This window comes from Providencia sp. PROV261, assembly GCF_028477945.1.
Lineage (GTDB): Bacteria > Pseudomonadota > Gammaproteobacteria > Enterobacterales > Enterobacteriaceae > Providencia > Providencia stuartii.
The window spans coordinates 1-16,268 of the sequence record NZ_JAMPMC010000023.1; the positions used below are offsets into that span (position 1 = coordinate 1).

Below are 16,268 nucleotides of genomic sequence, written 5' to 3' on the forward strand. Positions count from 1 at the left end.
GGACAGTAAGAATTAGACCCAATGACTACTCTAATCTACCTAAAGATAGAGAGTCGCTCTTTTACTTTAAGGCAAGAGCTATACCGCCAACATCAAAAAATAATGAACAAGAAAATAAGCTGAGTGTTGTATTTGTAACGGCGATTGTTATCAAGGCTTTTTATCGGCCGGAAGGTATATCCGCCCCTAAAACCTCGGATTATGAAAAAATTACTATCAATAAAAGTAATGGTAAATGGGTTATTGATAATCCTACTCCATTTAATATGACTATTGTCGATTTTACTTACAATGGTAATGAGTTAAAAGAAACAATACTAATTCCACCCTTCAATAAATATGTTTTAGATAAAATAAAATTTAATGGCGAGAAAATGAGCGGTGGATGGCGTTTTATGAACGATTATGGTTCTGCTACTGATGTATATCACTATAAATACGGATCTGTTGATAATTAATAAATTTTAAAGGTGCTTTAGCTTTATATATCTAAGAGTTTCTAAATTATTAACGATTAACTTTGGGAATATAAAGGCAAATAAAGGTCAGTGAAATGGAAATGAAATTATTCAAAATAAGTATGTTATCGTCACTAATTTTTTTGTCTCTATATTCCTATGGTGACGATTATTTTGATCCAACAATGTTAGAAAGTCAGTTGGGGGTTGACGCATCTCAGATTGACTTATCTAAATTTACTGCAACGAATAGTGTGCCTCCTGGTGAGTATTTGATCACTGTTGAAGTAAACCGTAATATTCTGGGTAGTAAAAAAGTTAATTTTAAATTAAACCCTCAAGGTGAGGTTGTTCCCGAGTTTACTCCAAAACTTTTGGAGGACTGGGGCGTGGCTACTAAAACTTTACCGAGTTTCAATGGCGTTAATCCGGATACCTCTATTTTAGACCTTTCTAAATATATTCCAGATGCTACGGTGACACCTAACATCCAAAACCTAAGATTAACGTTAACTATTCCTCAAATAGCTATGGATAACAAGGTACAAGGTTATATCGATCCTAGCTTATTAGATGATGGTGTTCCTGCATTATTTTTTAATTATTTTGTCAGTGGTAACAAAAGCAGAAATGACGCAAATGAAATAATTAAAAATGAAAATATGTTTGCGAACATCCGTGCAGGGTTAAATGCAGGACCTTGGAGGTTAAGATCAAATTTAGCATATAGTAAGTCTAAGGGAGAAAAAGACCAAACGAATTTCTCTAATACTTATGTTATGCGTGCACTACATTCTATCAAATCCACTTTTTCTGTCGGGGAAATCAGCTCAGGAAGTGATGTTTTTGATGCCGTTCCATTGAAAGGGATGAAAATTGCATCTGATGAGCAAATGTTACCTAGTAGTATGAGAGGTTTTGCACCTGAAGTTAGAGGTATCGCGCAGTCAAATGCAATGGTCACTATCCGCCAGAATGGTTATATTGTTTATCAAACTTATGTTTCCCCTGGTCCGTTTGTCATCAAAGATATTTACGCTACAGGAAACGCGGGTGACTTAGATGTCACCATTAAAGAGGAGAATGGTACTGAGAAAACATCAACAGTTGCCTTCTCATCTTTACCTGTGATGCTTCGTCCTGATGGTTATAAATATGAGGCCGTTGTAGGTCGTTATGATGGTGGATATACCAAAACCTCTAGAGAATCTGATTTCTTTTTAGGGTCATTTATTTACGGATTACCTACAAATAGCACACTATACGGTGGGCTATTGATGGCTAAAGACTATTTTTCTGCTGCGGCAGGTCTTGGAATATCTTTGGGAACATTTGGGGCGTTATCTGCAGATATCACCCATGCGACAGCAAATATGGATGGTAATCTTGGTGATCGTTCAGGGCAGTCATTCAGAATAAGATATTCAAAAAGTATGGCATCGACAGGGACATCTGTTGACTTGACAGCTTTACGTTATTCAACTCGTTCGTATTTTAGTTTTGCTGATTTTAATAACTATGACCATAAGCTAAAAGATAATGTGGCACCGTGGTTAAATCAACGTCAACGTAGTAGCTTCACGACGGCACTAAGACAGTCGTTAGGGGAGTACGGAAGTGTTTATATCTCCGGTAGTATTTATGACTATTGGGAAATAGATAGGAAAGTGAAACAATTATCCATAGGATATAATGGTTCATTTAAAAAAGTTAACTACTCAGTAAACTACAGCATTGACCGTATTAAAGATAAAGAAAGTTGGCCTGAGAACAGACAAATATCTATCAACGTAGATATTCCATTTAGTATATTCTCTAATAATGAATTAATAGAGAATATGTATAGTACATATTCTTACAGTCAAGATAATGATGGTTATATTAACCAACAGGTAGGGATCAGTGGTACTTCCAGAGATGGTAGTTTCTCTTATGGAATTTCTCAAGCATATGGAAATAAAGGAGTTGGTGGAAGCGGTACGCTAAGCTCTAGTTACTCTGCGCCTAATTTTGGCATATCTGCGGGTTATAATTACTCAAAAAATAACCAGTCTGTGAATGGTAGCTTGTCCGGTGGAATGTTATTACACGAAGGCGGAGTGCTGTTTAGCCGTACAATTGGTGATAGTGGTATTATTATTGAGGCTCCAGAAGCAAAAGGAACAAAAACGAATAACCAAAATACCGTTGTTAACGGGCAAGGTTATGCGTTATATCCATATGCAACACCTTATAGCTCTAATATTGTGACCCTAGATGTGAATACTTTACCTGATGATGTCATGCTGAAGGAGACAACCAAGACTATTTATCCATCGGCAGGGGCTTTTGTTAAGGCTAAATTCGATACAAAAGTGGGTTATCAGGTGCTCTTTAATATACGTATGGCAAATGGAAGTGCAGTACCTTTTGGAGCCATCGCTACATTAGTAGAAAGTAACGTGGTAGAAGAAAATACAGGTATTGTAGGTGATAATAATAAGCTATTTATGAGTGGATTACCTAATTCAGGTACATTAAATATTAGCTGGGGAAGTGGTCAAGAACAACATTGTGTATTGAAATTCACCGGCCTAGATAAAGTTATCACAACAAGTACGCAGCCTGTTCGTACTCTTGCTGCAGAATGCCGCTAGCTTGTTATTAATACACTAAAAAGCAAATCATTTATTTTATTGATAGCGTTCAAAATGAACATGAGATGAATTAGCGCATTATAAATGATTGACTGTATATTTGTTAAGGTAGGTTCAGTTATGAGTAAAAGTATTTCTAAATGTTTGAAAGCGATTTCTTTATCAGCTATGTCGATAGGGATGCTTTTTTCTAATGCGCATGCTGAAGGTCCAATGCAGGCAGGTCAAATGATTGTACAGCTCTATGGTATGATTGACCTAGATGATGAGGTTCCTGAGGGGACACCTCATCTGCTTGATGCAAGGATGATGGGGGCGACATCGATTACGATGGGGCCTCCAGAGTATGGTATTTATACTCAACGTCCTGAATATTACCCGAACACCACTTCAACGCTTAACAATAGAGAATGGGATGATGAGTTCGCAATAGTCGGTATCTCTGACTATTCAGGTCGTTGCAGAGCAGAGACCTTTAATGCATCAGAACATACGGTATTAGGTCAGGGTAAAAAATTTGCTTTTAAAATGAAACACACAGACGCTTCTGGTTTATTCGCGTGGGTTGTTCCTAGCTTTAAAGTTGATATCAATTTAAACTTACCTAACGGCACTCAAGGGTTAAAGACATCATATTCGGGTGTTCTTGGTGAACCGATAGCAAATCTTAAGTCTATTGATCCAAAAAAAACCCAAGGTTTAAATTTATGTTATATTCCACCAGGTAAAATAACTATAGGCTATGGTGGAACCAAACATGTTCAGTTTTCTATTGCTAAGCCTTTAGAAGTCTATTTAAATGGAAAAGCGGTTCCTGGTGACTTTATAATGGATAATAGTGCCTTTAGACTTGTAAGCTTAGGAGGACATAAAGGTTTTAGAGCTGATGGGGAGATAAAGGTTCGCTTTATTACCAATGTTAAAATAGCCCGAGTTTGTCGTATAAGTGCAGCAAGTGGTACTGTATTCCACGAAACTTTTGGCCGTGCTGATTCAATCCCACTAGAATCGCGGTTAACATTTAACTGTAGCGGGCAAGGGAATCCGTTATATATGTCTGCAATTCCGAGAATGGGTGAAGCCAAAGGTGACAATTTAACGAAGCTGGAATTAGAACAAATTGATTCAGGTGAGAAGAGTACAGTAAAACCTTGGGTTATAGGGGCACCATATTTTGATGGTGGTAATATCCCTGCGCTGAGTTGCGACGCAACGAATCAATCAAATTTAATTAAGTTTGATAATTCAGATATTCCACTAAACAAAAATGCGCAAGCTGAAAATGATAACTTAAACATACGTTGGTTAATGTGTAAGAATCGTGATGTAAAACCTGGTAAGTATAAAGGAAGAGTTGAATTGCTAGTGTATACTAAGGTTTGATCAATATTAAGCATTAATAGTTTAAGAGAGTAATATGAGACAGCTAGGCAAGATAATATTTATTTTAGGTGCTCTATTCTTTTTGTCGATGACATCTGCATATAGTAACATTCCGGATAGTATTAGCTTTCAGTTAATACGGAGTACTTATGTTGAAGGTAATAAAAGTATCTCTATTTCTTTACGGAATAAAGAGAGTCTCCCTTATCTGATCCAAGGCTCTATGGAAGCATTAGATACGAATACGGGCATTACTTTATTGAATAGTAATACTGAAGAAATCCCTTTCATTATTACGCCACCATTACACAAATTAGAGGGTAAAACTCGCTATTATTGGCGAGTTATCTTTGCTGGTGATGTGTCAAAAATGCCCAAAGACAGAGAGTCTGTATATATCGCTAAATTTAGAGCAATACCAACCTCTGAAGTACCAAAGGAGGGTGATAATGTCGAGCATAATTCTGAGTTATCAGTAGTACGCGTGATGAATTTTAAAGTATATTACCGACCAAAACAGCTTGAATATTATAGAATTAAAGAAGAGTTGGATAAATTACAATTTAGGGTGGAGAATAATGAACTTATTGTTACAAATAATTCACCTATATATATGACTTTCGAAGATATTTCAGTGAATTCTATTGAGATTGATAGAAATGAAACATTTAAACCATTGATTCCTAAAGGAGAGCAAAGGTTTAAACTGAAAAATAAATCTGTTCCTAGTGGCGCGAAAGTAACTTGGAGAGTGCTGGACGAGTTTTCTATGCCTTTAGAACAGCGTACAACAACGTTATAAACGACTCATCTTAGTTATTTCCGGTCTAAAACTCAGAAAGAGTAATATTTGGTAATTAGTTTACACGGTTTTCGAATGAAAAAAATATTCTATATACATAAAATACTAGCGCTTTTTCTGAGTTTTTTTATTTTATTATTCCCATTTTCTTTTGCAATGTCTCAACAAAATAATAATTTTAGGTTGTTAATTCATGGAGGAGCTGGTGATATAACAGAAAAATCACTTATACCTCAATTACAGAAAGAACATGAATTAAAGTTGAAAGAAGCTTTGCAAGCAGGGTATGAAATTTTATCAAAAGGTGGAGACAGTATTGAGGCTGTACAGGCCGCTGTGATCATCATGGAGGATTCTCCATTATATAACGCGGGTAAAGGCGCATCTTTAACTACGGATAATAAAGTAGAACTGGATGCTTCCATTATGGATGGACGTGACCATACCGCGGGGGCCGTCGTTGGGGTTTCTAACATTAAAAATCCAATTATAGCGGCTTATAAAGTTATGACCAAAAGCCCTTATGTTATGATGGGTGGTACCGGTGCAGAACAATTTGCAAAAGCTGAGGGGTTGGAACTCGTTGATCCTTCTTATTTTATTATTGAATCTAGACTTGAACAGCTAAAAAAAGTCAAAGAAATTAGCCATAAAATTGATCAAGAAAAAGGGCTAAATGCTGCCTTATTTGAAGATCCTCTGCTTTATGATTATAAATATGGCACGGTAGGTGCAGTAGCTGTAGATAGCCGTGGAAATGTTGCTGCGGCAACCTCTACAGGTGGCAGCACCAATAAGCATTACGGTCGTATTGGGGATTCGCCTATTATTGGGGCAGGAACATATGCTGATAATAATACAGTTGCAATTTCTACCACGGGGTTAGGTGAAGTTTTTATTCGTGGAGTGGCCGCTTATGATGTTGTGGCACAAATAAAATACAGTAATACACCGTTAGCAGAAGCGGTGATGAATACTTTAAACTCTGTGAAAAATATGGGTGGTACGGGTGGTATTATTGCGATAGATAGCAAAGGTAATTTTGTTATGCAATTCAATACGAAGGGAATGTTTCGTGGAACGATCGGTCAGGATGGCATTCCACAAGTAGCCATATTTGGGCCTTAGTTATTAACCCTTTTGAGTGTTTTTCTGAAATTTTCACGGCTGAGCCTACTTTTTCTAAGTAGGCTTTTTCTATTTATCAGCATGGCAAGTAAATGATGAGTAGGCTTCATCTTTGATAATGTAAATATTATCATCCATTTTAGTTAAATTAATATAATAGTGTATTTTTTCTTCTTCAAGCTGAATAAAGTTTGCAAACAGCTTTTGAGGAACGTTATCCGAACTTGTGATCGATAACGATTTAAACCGTATCGAATAATGGTTATTTTTATCAATCGCGTGGTAGCTAAAATAGAGCGCTCTATCAAGGCGATAAAAAATATTATTCTCCTTGATATAACCATACATATTCATTCTTCCGGTATTATCATCTGCGACGAGTACACTGGTTTTTGACTTCAGCATAATCCCATCATCGGTACCGTTATCTTTTATCCATAAAATATCAGAGTTACAAATATTCACATCATTATCTTTATTATAGATAAATGTTGTTGTTGCCACAGCCGAAATAAAAACAAATAAAAACAATAAAATATATTTTTTCATTTAAATTCTCTGATCATTGATTGATACACAGTCATATTGAGCCTTTTTTTCCTTACAAATACTAAGGGATATATTTTTATCAACAGACTGAATACTATTCGGCTCTGAAAGTAAGATAACACGCTTAGGCTCTTGACAATTTACATTATATTTATCAAGTTTTTTATTCACAAAATCGATGCTATCTTTTGTTGAGCTTTCAATGAGATTAATAGGTATTTGTATCAAACATTTGTCTCGCTCACTGACTGTCATGTAGCTATTTACTTCCATGCTTGCATTAGAATTAGTGGTGTAATAGAAAACAAAAATGAACAAAAATAATGACATTGCAATCAAAGCGAACAAAATAGGGTTATTTTTAAACTTACCCTTATTCTGTATTTTGAGCAGTTGTGGCTCTTCTTGTACGGTTGATGATAATTCTGATATCGAATTATCTTGTCGTGGTTGATGAAGATGCTCTTCTATAATTGATTTCTGATCAACAAATTGAGTTGTTGCTTCCTCAGCATTTTTTTCACTATATTGTGAAGAATGCGTAACGGAATGTTCATAGTCATCTAAACCTAAAGTAACATCACTGCTATTTAGTACGACTATCTCTTCTTCTGGCAAATATGGCGTATCGTTTTCATCAGTGATGGTTTCTAAGGCGTCACAATCAAAACGAAATCCTTTTTTAGGAACGGTAACAATAGATTTTGGGTCGATACCGATCAACTCAAATTTCTTTCTTATTTCACTAATATAAGTATTTAAGTTATTGTTTGAACCTACTAAGCCATACTCTTCCCAAACTTTTATCAGTAGCTCTTCTCTTGTAGCAATTTTGGATTTTTGGTTAAGTATGATGATTTCATTCAATAGTCGTGATGCAGGCTTTGATAACTCAACGAACTTATCAACTTCATTCTTTATAAAAATGAAGTTCTTACCTGTCTCAAAAATAAATTTATTATTTATGAGATAGTCTTTGCTATTTTTCATGAACACGGTTGCTCTCTCTAATTTCTAATCCTAAGACGGCGAAATCATGATAAAAACTGAATAATTTTCTAAAATCTAAAAGTATTAGTAAAAGTATATTTTTATGAATATTTATAATTCCTATAGTCTAAATACGGAATCAATTAACTTCAAGTATTGCGCTATGAGACTTTGATGAGTTTAGACTTAAATATATAGATATAGCTGATAAAACAGAGTTGTGTAATGTATAATTATGTAAGGTTAGAATTATATATCTGTATATAGCATTAAATATGTGTAAAAAACCATATATCACTAAAATATAGGTTTGGCTATGATAATGGGCTTAAGAGATTAAATATTATTAAGACGAATCCTAAGTACAAGCACCTATATTATTAAATTTTATTTGAAAATAGTGATTTAATATAAGTCTTATTATCTATTTAATTATTAGGTAAGAGATGAACCTCTTACCTAAATTAATTGATGGTTAATAGTTATATTCAAATCCCAACCAGTAATTACGACCCTCTTCAATATATCCAGAGGTATATTGATATGACTTATCAAATAAATTATTCACTGACGAATTTATAGAAATTCCATGACCTAGATCATAATTAAAGCGAATGTCCGTTTTTGCAAAACCCCTAACTTTCTCATTACTATCAATATAATTAAATGCCCAACTTCTTGCTTCTTCTGTGACTGTAATGCTAAATGGTTCATTAGGCATAAACTTAATCCAAACGAACGCTTTATGTGTTGGTAATTCTGCAACATGTTTTACGCTATCGTGTTTTGGGTCAGCATGAATATAACTATAACTTAAACCCGCAGCCATCCAGTCAGTAATTTGGCCATGACTGCCTAAATCAATCCCAGCATAATTAACCTTACCGCTATTACGGTTTTGATAAACGTCGCTGCCCGCGGCGGGGTCATAATGTATGTAGTGTGCCATGATGGCATCAGAGACATGATTATAATAAGCGCTAGCATTGTAGGACCAATCGGCGGTGATGTAGCCTTTATAAGTGAGATCAAATGTTAAAGCACGCTCTGCATCAAGATGCGGGTTGATGATAAAACTATCATTGTTTTTCATCTTATTTTTAGTGTAGCGCTCTTTTTGGGTTGGGAAACGGCTTCTATCTGACACTGAAAATTGTACCGTATCATTGTTTGCTCGATGATAACGGGCCATAAATTCCCAATTGAAGGCACGTTGGCGGTTATCTTCATAGTTTTCAATCCCAGTAACGACATTTTGTTTATTGTATAAATAACGTTTCCCATCATCACTATTGCGCCAGTCGTAGCCAAGCCCACCAATGATATCAAGCTGATCGGTTGCAACCCATTGGTATTCAGTGGCGATTGACCAAGTTTGATCTTTATAACGATCATAAGGAACGACTTTATTACTACGTGCGCGGTGGATATCTTCTTTCCAGTGGGCAGCGAACGACAGCATGTCTATTTCACGAAGGGTAAAATCGATACGCATATCGGCACCATTACTGTAATCGTCATAGTGGCTGTAATTGTATTTGCCTGCTCGATAATCCTGAACTGATTTGTATTGATGGAGCGTATTTTTGAATTTGTCGTGATAGAGCCGACTTTGCAGCGCAATATCATTGGTAACTTGGGTCGTACCATTAAAGTAAATACTCTCTTTGTTATACTCTGGCCACTGCCAAATTTGCTGTTTTTTATTATCAGCACTGGGGGCGCTATTTTTATCGCCATCTTGTTTTAAATAAGTGACCACATACTCATCAGCGTCGCGTGGCGTCCAGCCCATCTTTAACATTAAACGCTTATCGTCTGTGGCTGAATTAGTTCGACGACCGTGACTACCGGCTAATGGGTTATTATCAGCCGAATCAGGCAACCCCATAAAACGCTGTTTGTATTGGCTACCACTGAGCTGAATAAAGCCAAGATCGTTACGACCGCCTAAACGAGCGCTGATATTGCGCGCATTATCAGCGCCGCGAGCAAAGCCTTGATTTAGATTGATATTGGCCTCTAAAGGTTTTTTAGGTGTGGCGGTCGTTAAGTTTATGGCGCCGCCCATCAAGTTGGGGCCTTGTAACAATGACGTATAGCCTGTCGACAACTCAACACTAGCGAGTTCGCTGGTCATAAAACGCCCAAGATCTAATGTTCCATCATAAGGAACATAAGTTGGGATACCATCAAAAAACACAGGTACTTGGCGACTATCAAAACCACGGACATTCACTTGAGTTTCATTACGATTACCTGATTTTTGGATCACTACACCAGGCATTGTACTAAGCGCTTGAGCAACATTTGTTTTATTCAGCTGCTTCATTTGCGCTTGAGTCATGATGTTTTCATCGGCTGCGAGTGGTGTACTCCAAACACTCATCACATCACGATTAGCTAATTTTTCAAAGGTGGCTGCAAAGCTGTGTGTAGTAAATAGTGCCATCCCAACTAAATAAGTGATCTGTTTTATTTTCATCATAAAATTCCAATTTGCCTAAATCGATATGTTGTTTTTTATATAACGATGTGCGTCGTTTATTGAGAAAACGAACCCTTTGCAACATAGGGTTCGTTTAAATTAGGTCTATCCTGTGAAAATGTTTACTTTGATATCTCTGGGGGGAGCGTAATAAGGAGCCGATGTGACAAACAATCTAATGCCTGTTTGCGCATACGCCTCTATTGTTTGTAAGTTGATCCCTCCAGCCGCAGATAGCCGACATAAACGATTTTGTGTTTGTATTTGTTGATGCAATTGGCGGATTTGTGCTGGGCTGAATTTATCTAATTGAACAATATCGGCGCCAGCCTCAATGGCGAGTGTCGCTTGTTGTCTATTATCTGCCTCAACAATAATCTGTTTTTCAGGGGCGGCTTCCCTAAGTGTATGAATATGCGAGTGCCAATCATCGGGGTCGGCAAGACAACGACGATGGTTGGTGAACAATAGAATGCTTTCCGCACTCCCTGCTCGGTGAATAATAGCGCCGCCAGCAATAATAGCGGTCAATGCAAGTAACTTTGTTCCCGGCACCGTTTTTCTTGTACAGGCAAGTTGGGCATCAGGTTGATAACGCTTTAAGAGACTGACCATTTGGTGGGTGTAGTGACTAACACCGCAGCACCATTCAAGGACGTTTTGTACGGCTTTCCATGCTTGATGAAGGGCTTCTACTGTTCCAGAGGCTTTTATTAAGCAGCTATTTTCTGGAACCACGTCGCCATCACGATAATTAGCTTGAAAATCAATACCGAGTTTATTTAGCATGCGTGAGGCAATATCAATACCACTGATACACCCACCCTGTTTCGAAACCAATGTCATTGTGCCTGCTTGAGTATGCAGGCCTAAAGAGCGTGTTGTTAAATCGCCATATTGAATATCATCAAGAAGTAGCTGGTCGATAAAACTATCGGGTAAATAAATCATAATGTTAGACTCATTTCATCAACAACATCCCATGACACCATGGCCCAGTTGCGCGCAGGATAGGGAATGCGCTTTCCTGACGCGAGTTGCAGGTCGTAATATTGGTGTAATTTTGCAATCTCTTCATCAGAGAGATTTTTGAGTGACCAATTGACGCTTTCGACAAAATCTTCAACCTGTTCAAATCCGCCTTTATCTGGGCTGTTAATAAAATCGACTCGCGCATTTATTCCCATTTGATGCAAAATATTCACCGCATAGATGTAAGTCGGTAAGCGAACGACTTCCCGACCAATAAATTGGATGATATTTTCATCAATAAAGGTTGGGTTTACAGTATGCGTGGTGTAAACACGTAAGTTTGCTTGGCGATTGAGCTTCAATAAGGCTGTTTTAAGGTCATCGACTAAAGTGGACCGTGAAGCGACGGCGATATCGACTTTAGGTAATTGCGCCCAGTTATCTTCCCATGCTAATTGTTCAAATCGAACATTATTGATATCCATTGCTTTCGCACGCTCTTGGGCAGCATCAAGCATACCTTGGCTGTAATCAATACCAATGATGGTGGTGAAATGCTTTGCCAGTGCCAAACAGACAGAGCCCGGCCCACATCCGACATCCAATAAGGTTTTTGCACCAGTAAAATCCATGAGTTCACGAAAACGAATTAAGTAGGGATCTTGTGGGTTTGCACAGGTTTGTGCCATTTTTTGCGCTTTTTTATCCCAATGCTCAGGCTCTTTGCGTGAACGCTGGGCTTGTTGCATATGTTGTTGGTACATCTGAGCAAAATCTAATTGGTCAATAAGCATAACTTTCACCTTAGCGAGTAAAATGAGCTGGAAGCTGAAAATGAGCGGCAATACTCTCTTCATCAATAGAATAGAGTCTTGCTAGGTTGGTAAGTGTTAACATACTTTCGGCAGAGCCTTGTCTTACGCCAGCATGTTTATCCAGTAAGATAACATTATCTGCAATGGCGGCAGCATGCTGTGGGTGATGAGTCGACATGAGAACAGTGATCCCATCTGCTTTTAATTGTTCAATTTGCTTCAATAAACGGATCTGGTTACCAAAGTCTAAACTCGCGGCGGGCTCATCCATAATTAACATGATTGGTTTTTGGATTAAGGCTCGGGCTATCAATACTAACTGTTTTTCTCCCCCACTGAGGGTGCTGTATAAACGCGAGGCAAGATGCTCAATCCCCAGCTTTTTTAGTTGTTCTAGCCCGAGTACGCGTTCTTTGGCGCCGGGAACAGAAAAGAGTGAGAGGTGAGGCGTCAGCCCCATCATGACCATATCTATGGCAGTAAAAGTGAACGGGGTATCATGAGCTTGAGGTACGTAAGCAATTACTTTCGCTATATCAGCCGGTTTATAAGAGGTGAGAGACTTTTCTTTTAATAAAATGTGACCTTCAAGAGCAGGAAGAAGCCCTAATAAAGTTTTCATTAGCGTTGTTTTGCCGCACCCATTCGCACCGAGAAGGCAGGTCATCGCGCCAGCTTGTAACGCGAAATTAATTTTTGTCATAATGGCTTGATGATGATAGCCAATCGCCACATTTTCCAGTCTGATTAGGTTCATTTGGCACTCCGTGTTTGTAAAAGGATTGCCAAAAAGAAAGGGGCACCGACCGCTGAAGTTAATATGCCGAGTGGAAGCTCAATGGAAGCAATAGTGCGAGCGAGTGTATCGGTAATGAGTAACATAATGGCTCCAATAGCCATTGAGGCAGGGAGTTGATAGCGGAAGTTAGCGCCCACTATCATTCGGGTGATATGCGGAACGATTAAGCCAATCCAACCGATGATCCCTGCAATGGATACCGCACTGGCGGTAATCAATGTTGCTGAAATAATAAATATTGTTCGCATTAAGCTGACATTGATCCCCAAACTTTTCGCTTCTTCATCAGAGAGACTCAGTAAATTCATGCGCCAGCGCAACAGTAACAGTGGCATAATGCCAACCAACATAATGGGCAACACAGACAGTAGGTCGCTTTGGGTGATGGATGAAAGCCCGCCTAATAGCCAGAAGGTGATAGAAGGCAATTGGGTATAAGGGTCTGCAAGAATTTTTATTAAAGAGATGGCTGCACCACATAAGGCGCTGATCGCAACACCAACTAAGACGAGAGATAAAATGGGGTCATGCTGGCGCGCCATTCGGGCAATTAGGCACACTAAAGATACTGCCAATAGCCCACCAACAAAGGCGGCTAGTTGAATGTAGAGCAGCGATTGACCTAAAAATATACCAATAACAGCACCTACCCCAGCCCCCGCTGAAACCCCAAGTATATCGGGTGATACTAATGGATTTCGAAACATTCCCTGATAAGCCGCTCCTGCAATCGCCAGTCCTCCTCCAATCACCATCGCGGCGAGTGTGCGAGGAAAACGTATTTGCCAAAAAACAGTGGCATTGCGTGGGTCATCGGCGAGAGTTTGTGAGGTAAATTCAGACACAACTAAATCAATGAGCTGATTAAGCGTAAGTGAATACTTACCACTAATTAATGCAATGATCAGGGCGCCGATAAAAACGATAACAAGAAGTAACGGTTTGATTGTGCGACTCATGATAATTCCATCAATCTATCAATTTGCGTATCAGTCACCGATGAGTGATAAAACAGATGGAAAAATTGTTTGATGTCATCGCGTATGGTGGATTCGATTTGTTGATCAAAATGGCTTTGTAACCGGCGCATGCCTAAGAGGCGGTTAATTCCTGGGGGGCCATCAAGCCAACCAAATGGCATTCCTCCAAAGGTCAGTAATTGGTTAGTGGCAACCGCCGTTAACCCTTTCCATAACGCGGATTGGCGAATAAATTCCTCGGCTTCTTGATATTGAGTAATAATAATATCGGGGTTCCAATCATACAGTTGTTCCATTGAAACCTCTGTTAACCCCCTAAAATTAGGAATATCGGCGACATTACGGAAACCTAATATTTCTATGGCTTCAGTATGAATAGAGCCTCGGGTGCCTGTTTGTAAACCTTTGGCGCCTCTAGCTAGGTAGAAACTGGGGGCATTCTCATGGTGTTGTATGGCGAATTGTTTCGCGTCTTGCAAATAGTGTTTGGCAAGTGTGCTGAGCGTTTGAGCTTGCTGCGGTACATTTAAGGTCTCACCGAGTTGAAGTAATTGCTGTGCTGAATCTTGTAGCCCTCCGGCTATCAGTAAATAAGCAATGCCTGTTTGTTTGGCAAGTTTCGCCGCCTGAGAGCGATAAGTGTCATCAATATTTCCAGTATCAATTATTAACTGTGGGTTATAATCGAGCAGCTTTTCCAAAGATAGCGTACTTCCTCGACCTGCTAGGCGACCATAAATAGGCAAATCTCGCCATTGTTGAGCAAATAGTTCGTCATGCTCTTTTTGCAAATGAATGGATGAGAATCCAACCATTTTTTCAGGGGCTAAAGCAAATAGCAGTAAATCTGCAGGTGGACCAGAACTCATTACACGCTGGATTTTGTTTGGTTGTGGTAATACACCAAACAACGCTTGTTCAATGCGCCCATAAGCAGGCAAATAAGCGAGTGCCGCTAACGCCGCGCAGGATTGAATAAAGAGTCTACGATTGATTCCCATAGTGCTAAAAAGAAATTTCGTTATATTTATTGATATATAGCGCGGAAGTTAACGGAGTCATACTAAGGAGTCAATAACAAAAGAGACATTAGTCGGAAAACTCCGCTATTCTGTGATGTAAATCAGTAACAAACATTGCTATCCATACAAAGATCGCTGAACATAGTCACTCGCACTTGCGTAAGTTAGAAACACGGAATATATGAAGAAAAAAAGACCCTCACTACAGGATGTTGCCGACAGAGTCGGTGTCACGAAAATGACAGTTAGTCGCTTTTTGCGAAACCCAGAGCAGGTTTCTGAAGTGTTACGCGGTAAAATTGCTCAAGCGGTGGAAGCGTTAGGGTATATTCCCAATAAGGCCCCTGATTTGCTGTCTAATGCAACCAGCCATGCGATTGGTGTTCTGTTACCGTCGCTGACCAACCAAGTTTTTGCTGAAGTGATCCGCGGTATTGAAACAGTGACTGACCATTATGGTTATCAAACCATGCTAGCACACTATGGTTACCTTCCTGAAAAAGAAGAGGAGCGCTTAACTTTTCTACTTTCTTACAATATTGACGGTGTGATCTTAGCAGAGCGTACCCATACTGATCGCACGCTTAGAATGTTGAAGACTGCGGGGATCCCTGTGGTTGAGATCATGGATAGCGTCTCTCCGTGTTTAGATGTTGCTGTCGGTATTGATAACTTTGAAGCCTCACGGCAGATGACAGCAGCTATGTTAGCGCGTGGCTGCCAACATGTGGTGTATCTTGGCGCTCGATATGATGAACGGACCTTTATTCGGCTACAAGGCTATGAGCAAGCGATGCGTGATGCGGGGTTGGAGCCTCGTAATGTGATGACGCAAGCAAGCTCTTCTTATTCATTAGGCGCTCAGTTACTTCATGAGTGCAAAGAAAAATACCCCGAGGCAGATGGTTTATTTTGTACCAACGACGACCTTGCCATCGGTGCTATTTTTGAGTGCCAGCGTCTTGGCATTAAAGTTCCTGAAGATTTGGCAATATCAGGTTTTCACGGTCATGATGTTGGGCAAGTCATGACGCCGAAATTAGCCAGTGTTTTAACCCCTCGGGATAGCATGGGGCGTAAGGCCGCCGAAGTACTGCTTGCGCGCATTAATGGTAAAAAGTTACCACAAACGTTATTTGATGTTGGTTTTGAGTTACTGCCCGGTGAAAGTATTTGAAATTAAAAAGTGATGCAGCATATTAGTGAGAGAGGCATCACAGATCTCTTTATTTCCCTATCAAGATAA

At 39.0% G+C, this 16,268-nt stretch carries 14 protein-coding genes; 6 read left to right on the forward strand and 8 right to left on the reverse strand.

What is annotated here, in order from left to right:
* From PR675_RS13300 to PR675_RS13320, 5 genes are all read left to right on the forward strand, one after another.
* A partial coding sequence (locus PR675_RS13300) for a fimbrial biogenesis chaperone (protein ID WP_272582762.1) occupies positions 1 to 458 on the forward strand: 458 nt, incomplete at its 5' end.
* A gap of 95 nt (positions 459 to 553) precedes the next feature.
* A complete protein-coding gene (locus PR675_RS13305; protein WP_014656926.1) occupies positions 554 to 3,094 on the forward strand; it encodes a fimbria/pilus outer membrane usher protein in 2,541 nt (846 codons plus the stop codon).
* A gap of 120 nt (positions 3,095 to 3,214) precedes the next feature.
* A complete protein-coding gene (locus PR675_RS13310; RefSeq protein WP_014656925.1) occupies positions 3,215 to 4,477 on the forward strand; it encodes a hypothetical protein in 1,263 nt (420 codons plus the stop codon).
* A gap of 34 nt (positions 4,478 to 4,511) precedes the next feature.
* Positions 4,512 to 5,279, forward strand: a complete 768-nt coding sequence (locus tag PR675_RS13315) for a fimbrial biogenesis chaperone (RefSeq protein WP_004926106.1) — start codon at positions 4,512 to 4,514, stop codon at positions 5,277 to 5,279.
* Between the two features lie 75 nt (positions 5,280 to 5,354).
* The gene (locus tag PR675_RS13320) at positions 5,355 to 6,407 is read left to right on the forward strand and encodes an isoaspartyl peptidase/L-asparaginase family protein (RefSeq protein WP_004925938.1); all 1,053 of its coding nucleotides are present in this window, start codon (positions 5,355 to 5,357) and stop codon (positions 6,405 to 6,407) included.
* A 69-nt stretch (positions 6,408 to 6,476) separates the two neighbouring features.
* On the opposite strand, the gene PR675_RS13325 is transcribed toward PR675_RS13320, so the two are convergent.
* The 8 genes from PR675_RS13325 to PR675_RS13360 all read right to left on the reverse strand — a co-directional run bounded on the left by PR675_RS13325 (position 6,477) and on the right by PR675_RS13360 (position 15,001).
* Complete coding sequence (locus PR675_RS13325) at positions 6,477 to 6,956, reverse strand: FidL-like protein (protein ID WP_004925940.1); 480 nt, start codon at positions 6,954 to 6,956, stop codon at positions 6,477 to 6,479.
* On the reverse strand, positions 6,957 to 7,946 hold the full coding sequence (locus PR675_RS13330; protein WP_040132718.1) for a winged helix-turn-helix domain-containing protein: 990 nt from the start codon (positions 7,944 to 7,946) through the stop codon (positions 6,957 to 6,959).
* A 475-nt stretch (positions 7,947 to 8,421) separates the two neighbouring features.
* Positions 8,422 to 10,431, reverse strand: coding sequence for a TonB-dependent receptor plug domain-containing protein (locus PR675_RS13335; protein ID WP_040132719.1), 2,010 nt, complete (start codon positions 10,429 to 10,431; stop codon positions 8,422 to 8,424).
* A gap of 108 nt (positions 10,432 to 10,539) precedes the next feature.
* Positions 10,540 to 11,385, reverse strand: a complete 846-nt coding sequence (gene modD, locus PR675_RS13340) for a ModD protein (RefSeq protein WP_040132720.1) — start codon at positions 11,383 to 11,385, stop codon at positions 10,540 to 10,542.
* Positions 11,382 to 12,200, reverse strand: coding sequence for a class I SAM-dependent methyltransferase (locus PR675_RS13345; protein ID WP_060560902.1), 819 nt, complete (start codon positions 12,198 to 12,200; stop codon positions 11,382 to 11,384). The genes modD and PR675_RS13345 overlap by 4 nt, the downstream gene beginning before the upstream one ends.
* Before the next feature lie 10 nt (positions 12,201 to 12,210).
* Positions 12,211 to 12,978 carry an ABC transporter ATP-binding protein gene (locus tag PR675_RS13350; RefSeq protein WP_004925950.1) on the reverse strand — a complete coding sequence of 256 codons (768 nt, stop codon included), beginning with the start codon at positions 12,976 to 12,978 and terminating at the stop codon, positions 12,211 to 12,213.
* Complete coding sequence (locus tag PR675_RS13355; RefSeq protein ID WP_014656919.1) at positions 12,975 to 13,979, reverse strand: FecCD family ABC transporter permease; 1,005 nt, start codon at positions 13,977 to 13,979, stop codon at positions 12,975 to 12,977. Before PR675_RS13355 ends, PR675_RS13350 begins: the two co-directional genes overlap by 4 nt.
* Positions 13,976 to 15,001 (reverse strand): ABC transporter substrate-binding protein, encoded by a 1,026-nt coding sequence (locus PR675_RS13360; protein ID WP_060560903.1) that lies wholly within the window; start codon positions 14,999 to 15,001, stop codon positions 13,976 to 13,978. The genes PR675_RS13355 and PR675_RS13360 overlap by 4 nt, the downstream gene beginning before the upstream one ends.
* Before the next feature lie 202 nt (positions 15,002 to 15,203).
* Between PR675_RS13360 and gntR the strand changes: the two genes are divergently transcribed.
* On the forward strand, positions 15,204 to 16,199 hold the full coding sequence (gntR, locus tag PR675_RS13365; protein ID WP_004926113.1) for a gluconate operon transcriptional repressor GntR: 996 nt from the start codon (positions 15,204 to 15,206) through the stop codon (positions 16,197 to 16,199).
* The last annotated feature ends 69 nt before the right edge of the window (positions 16,200 to 16,268 follow it).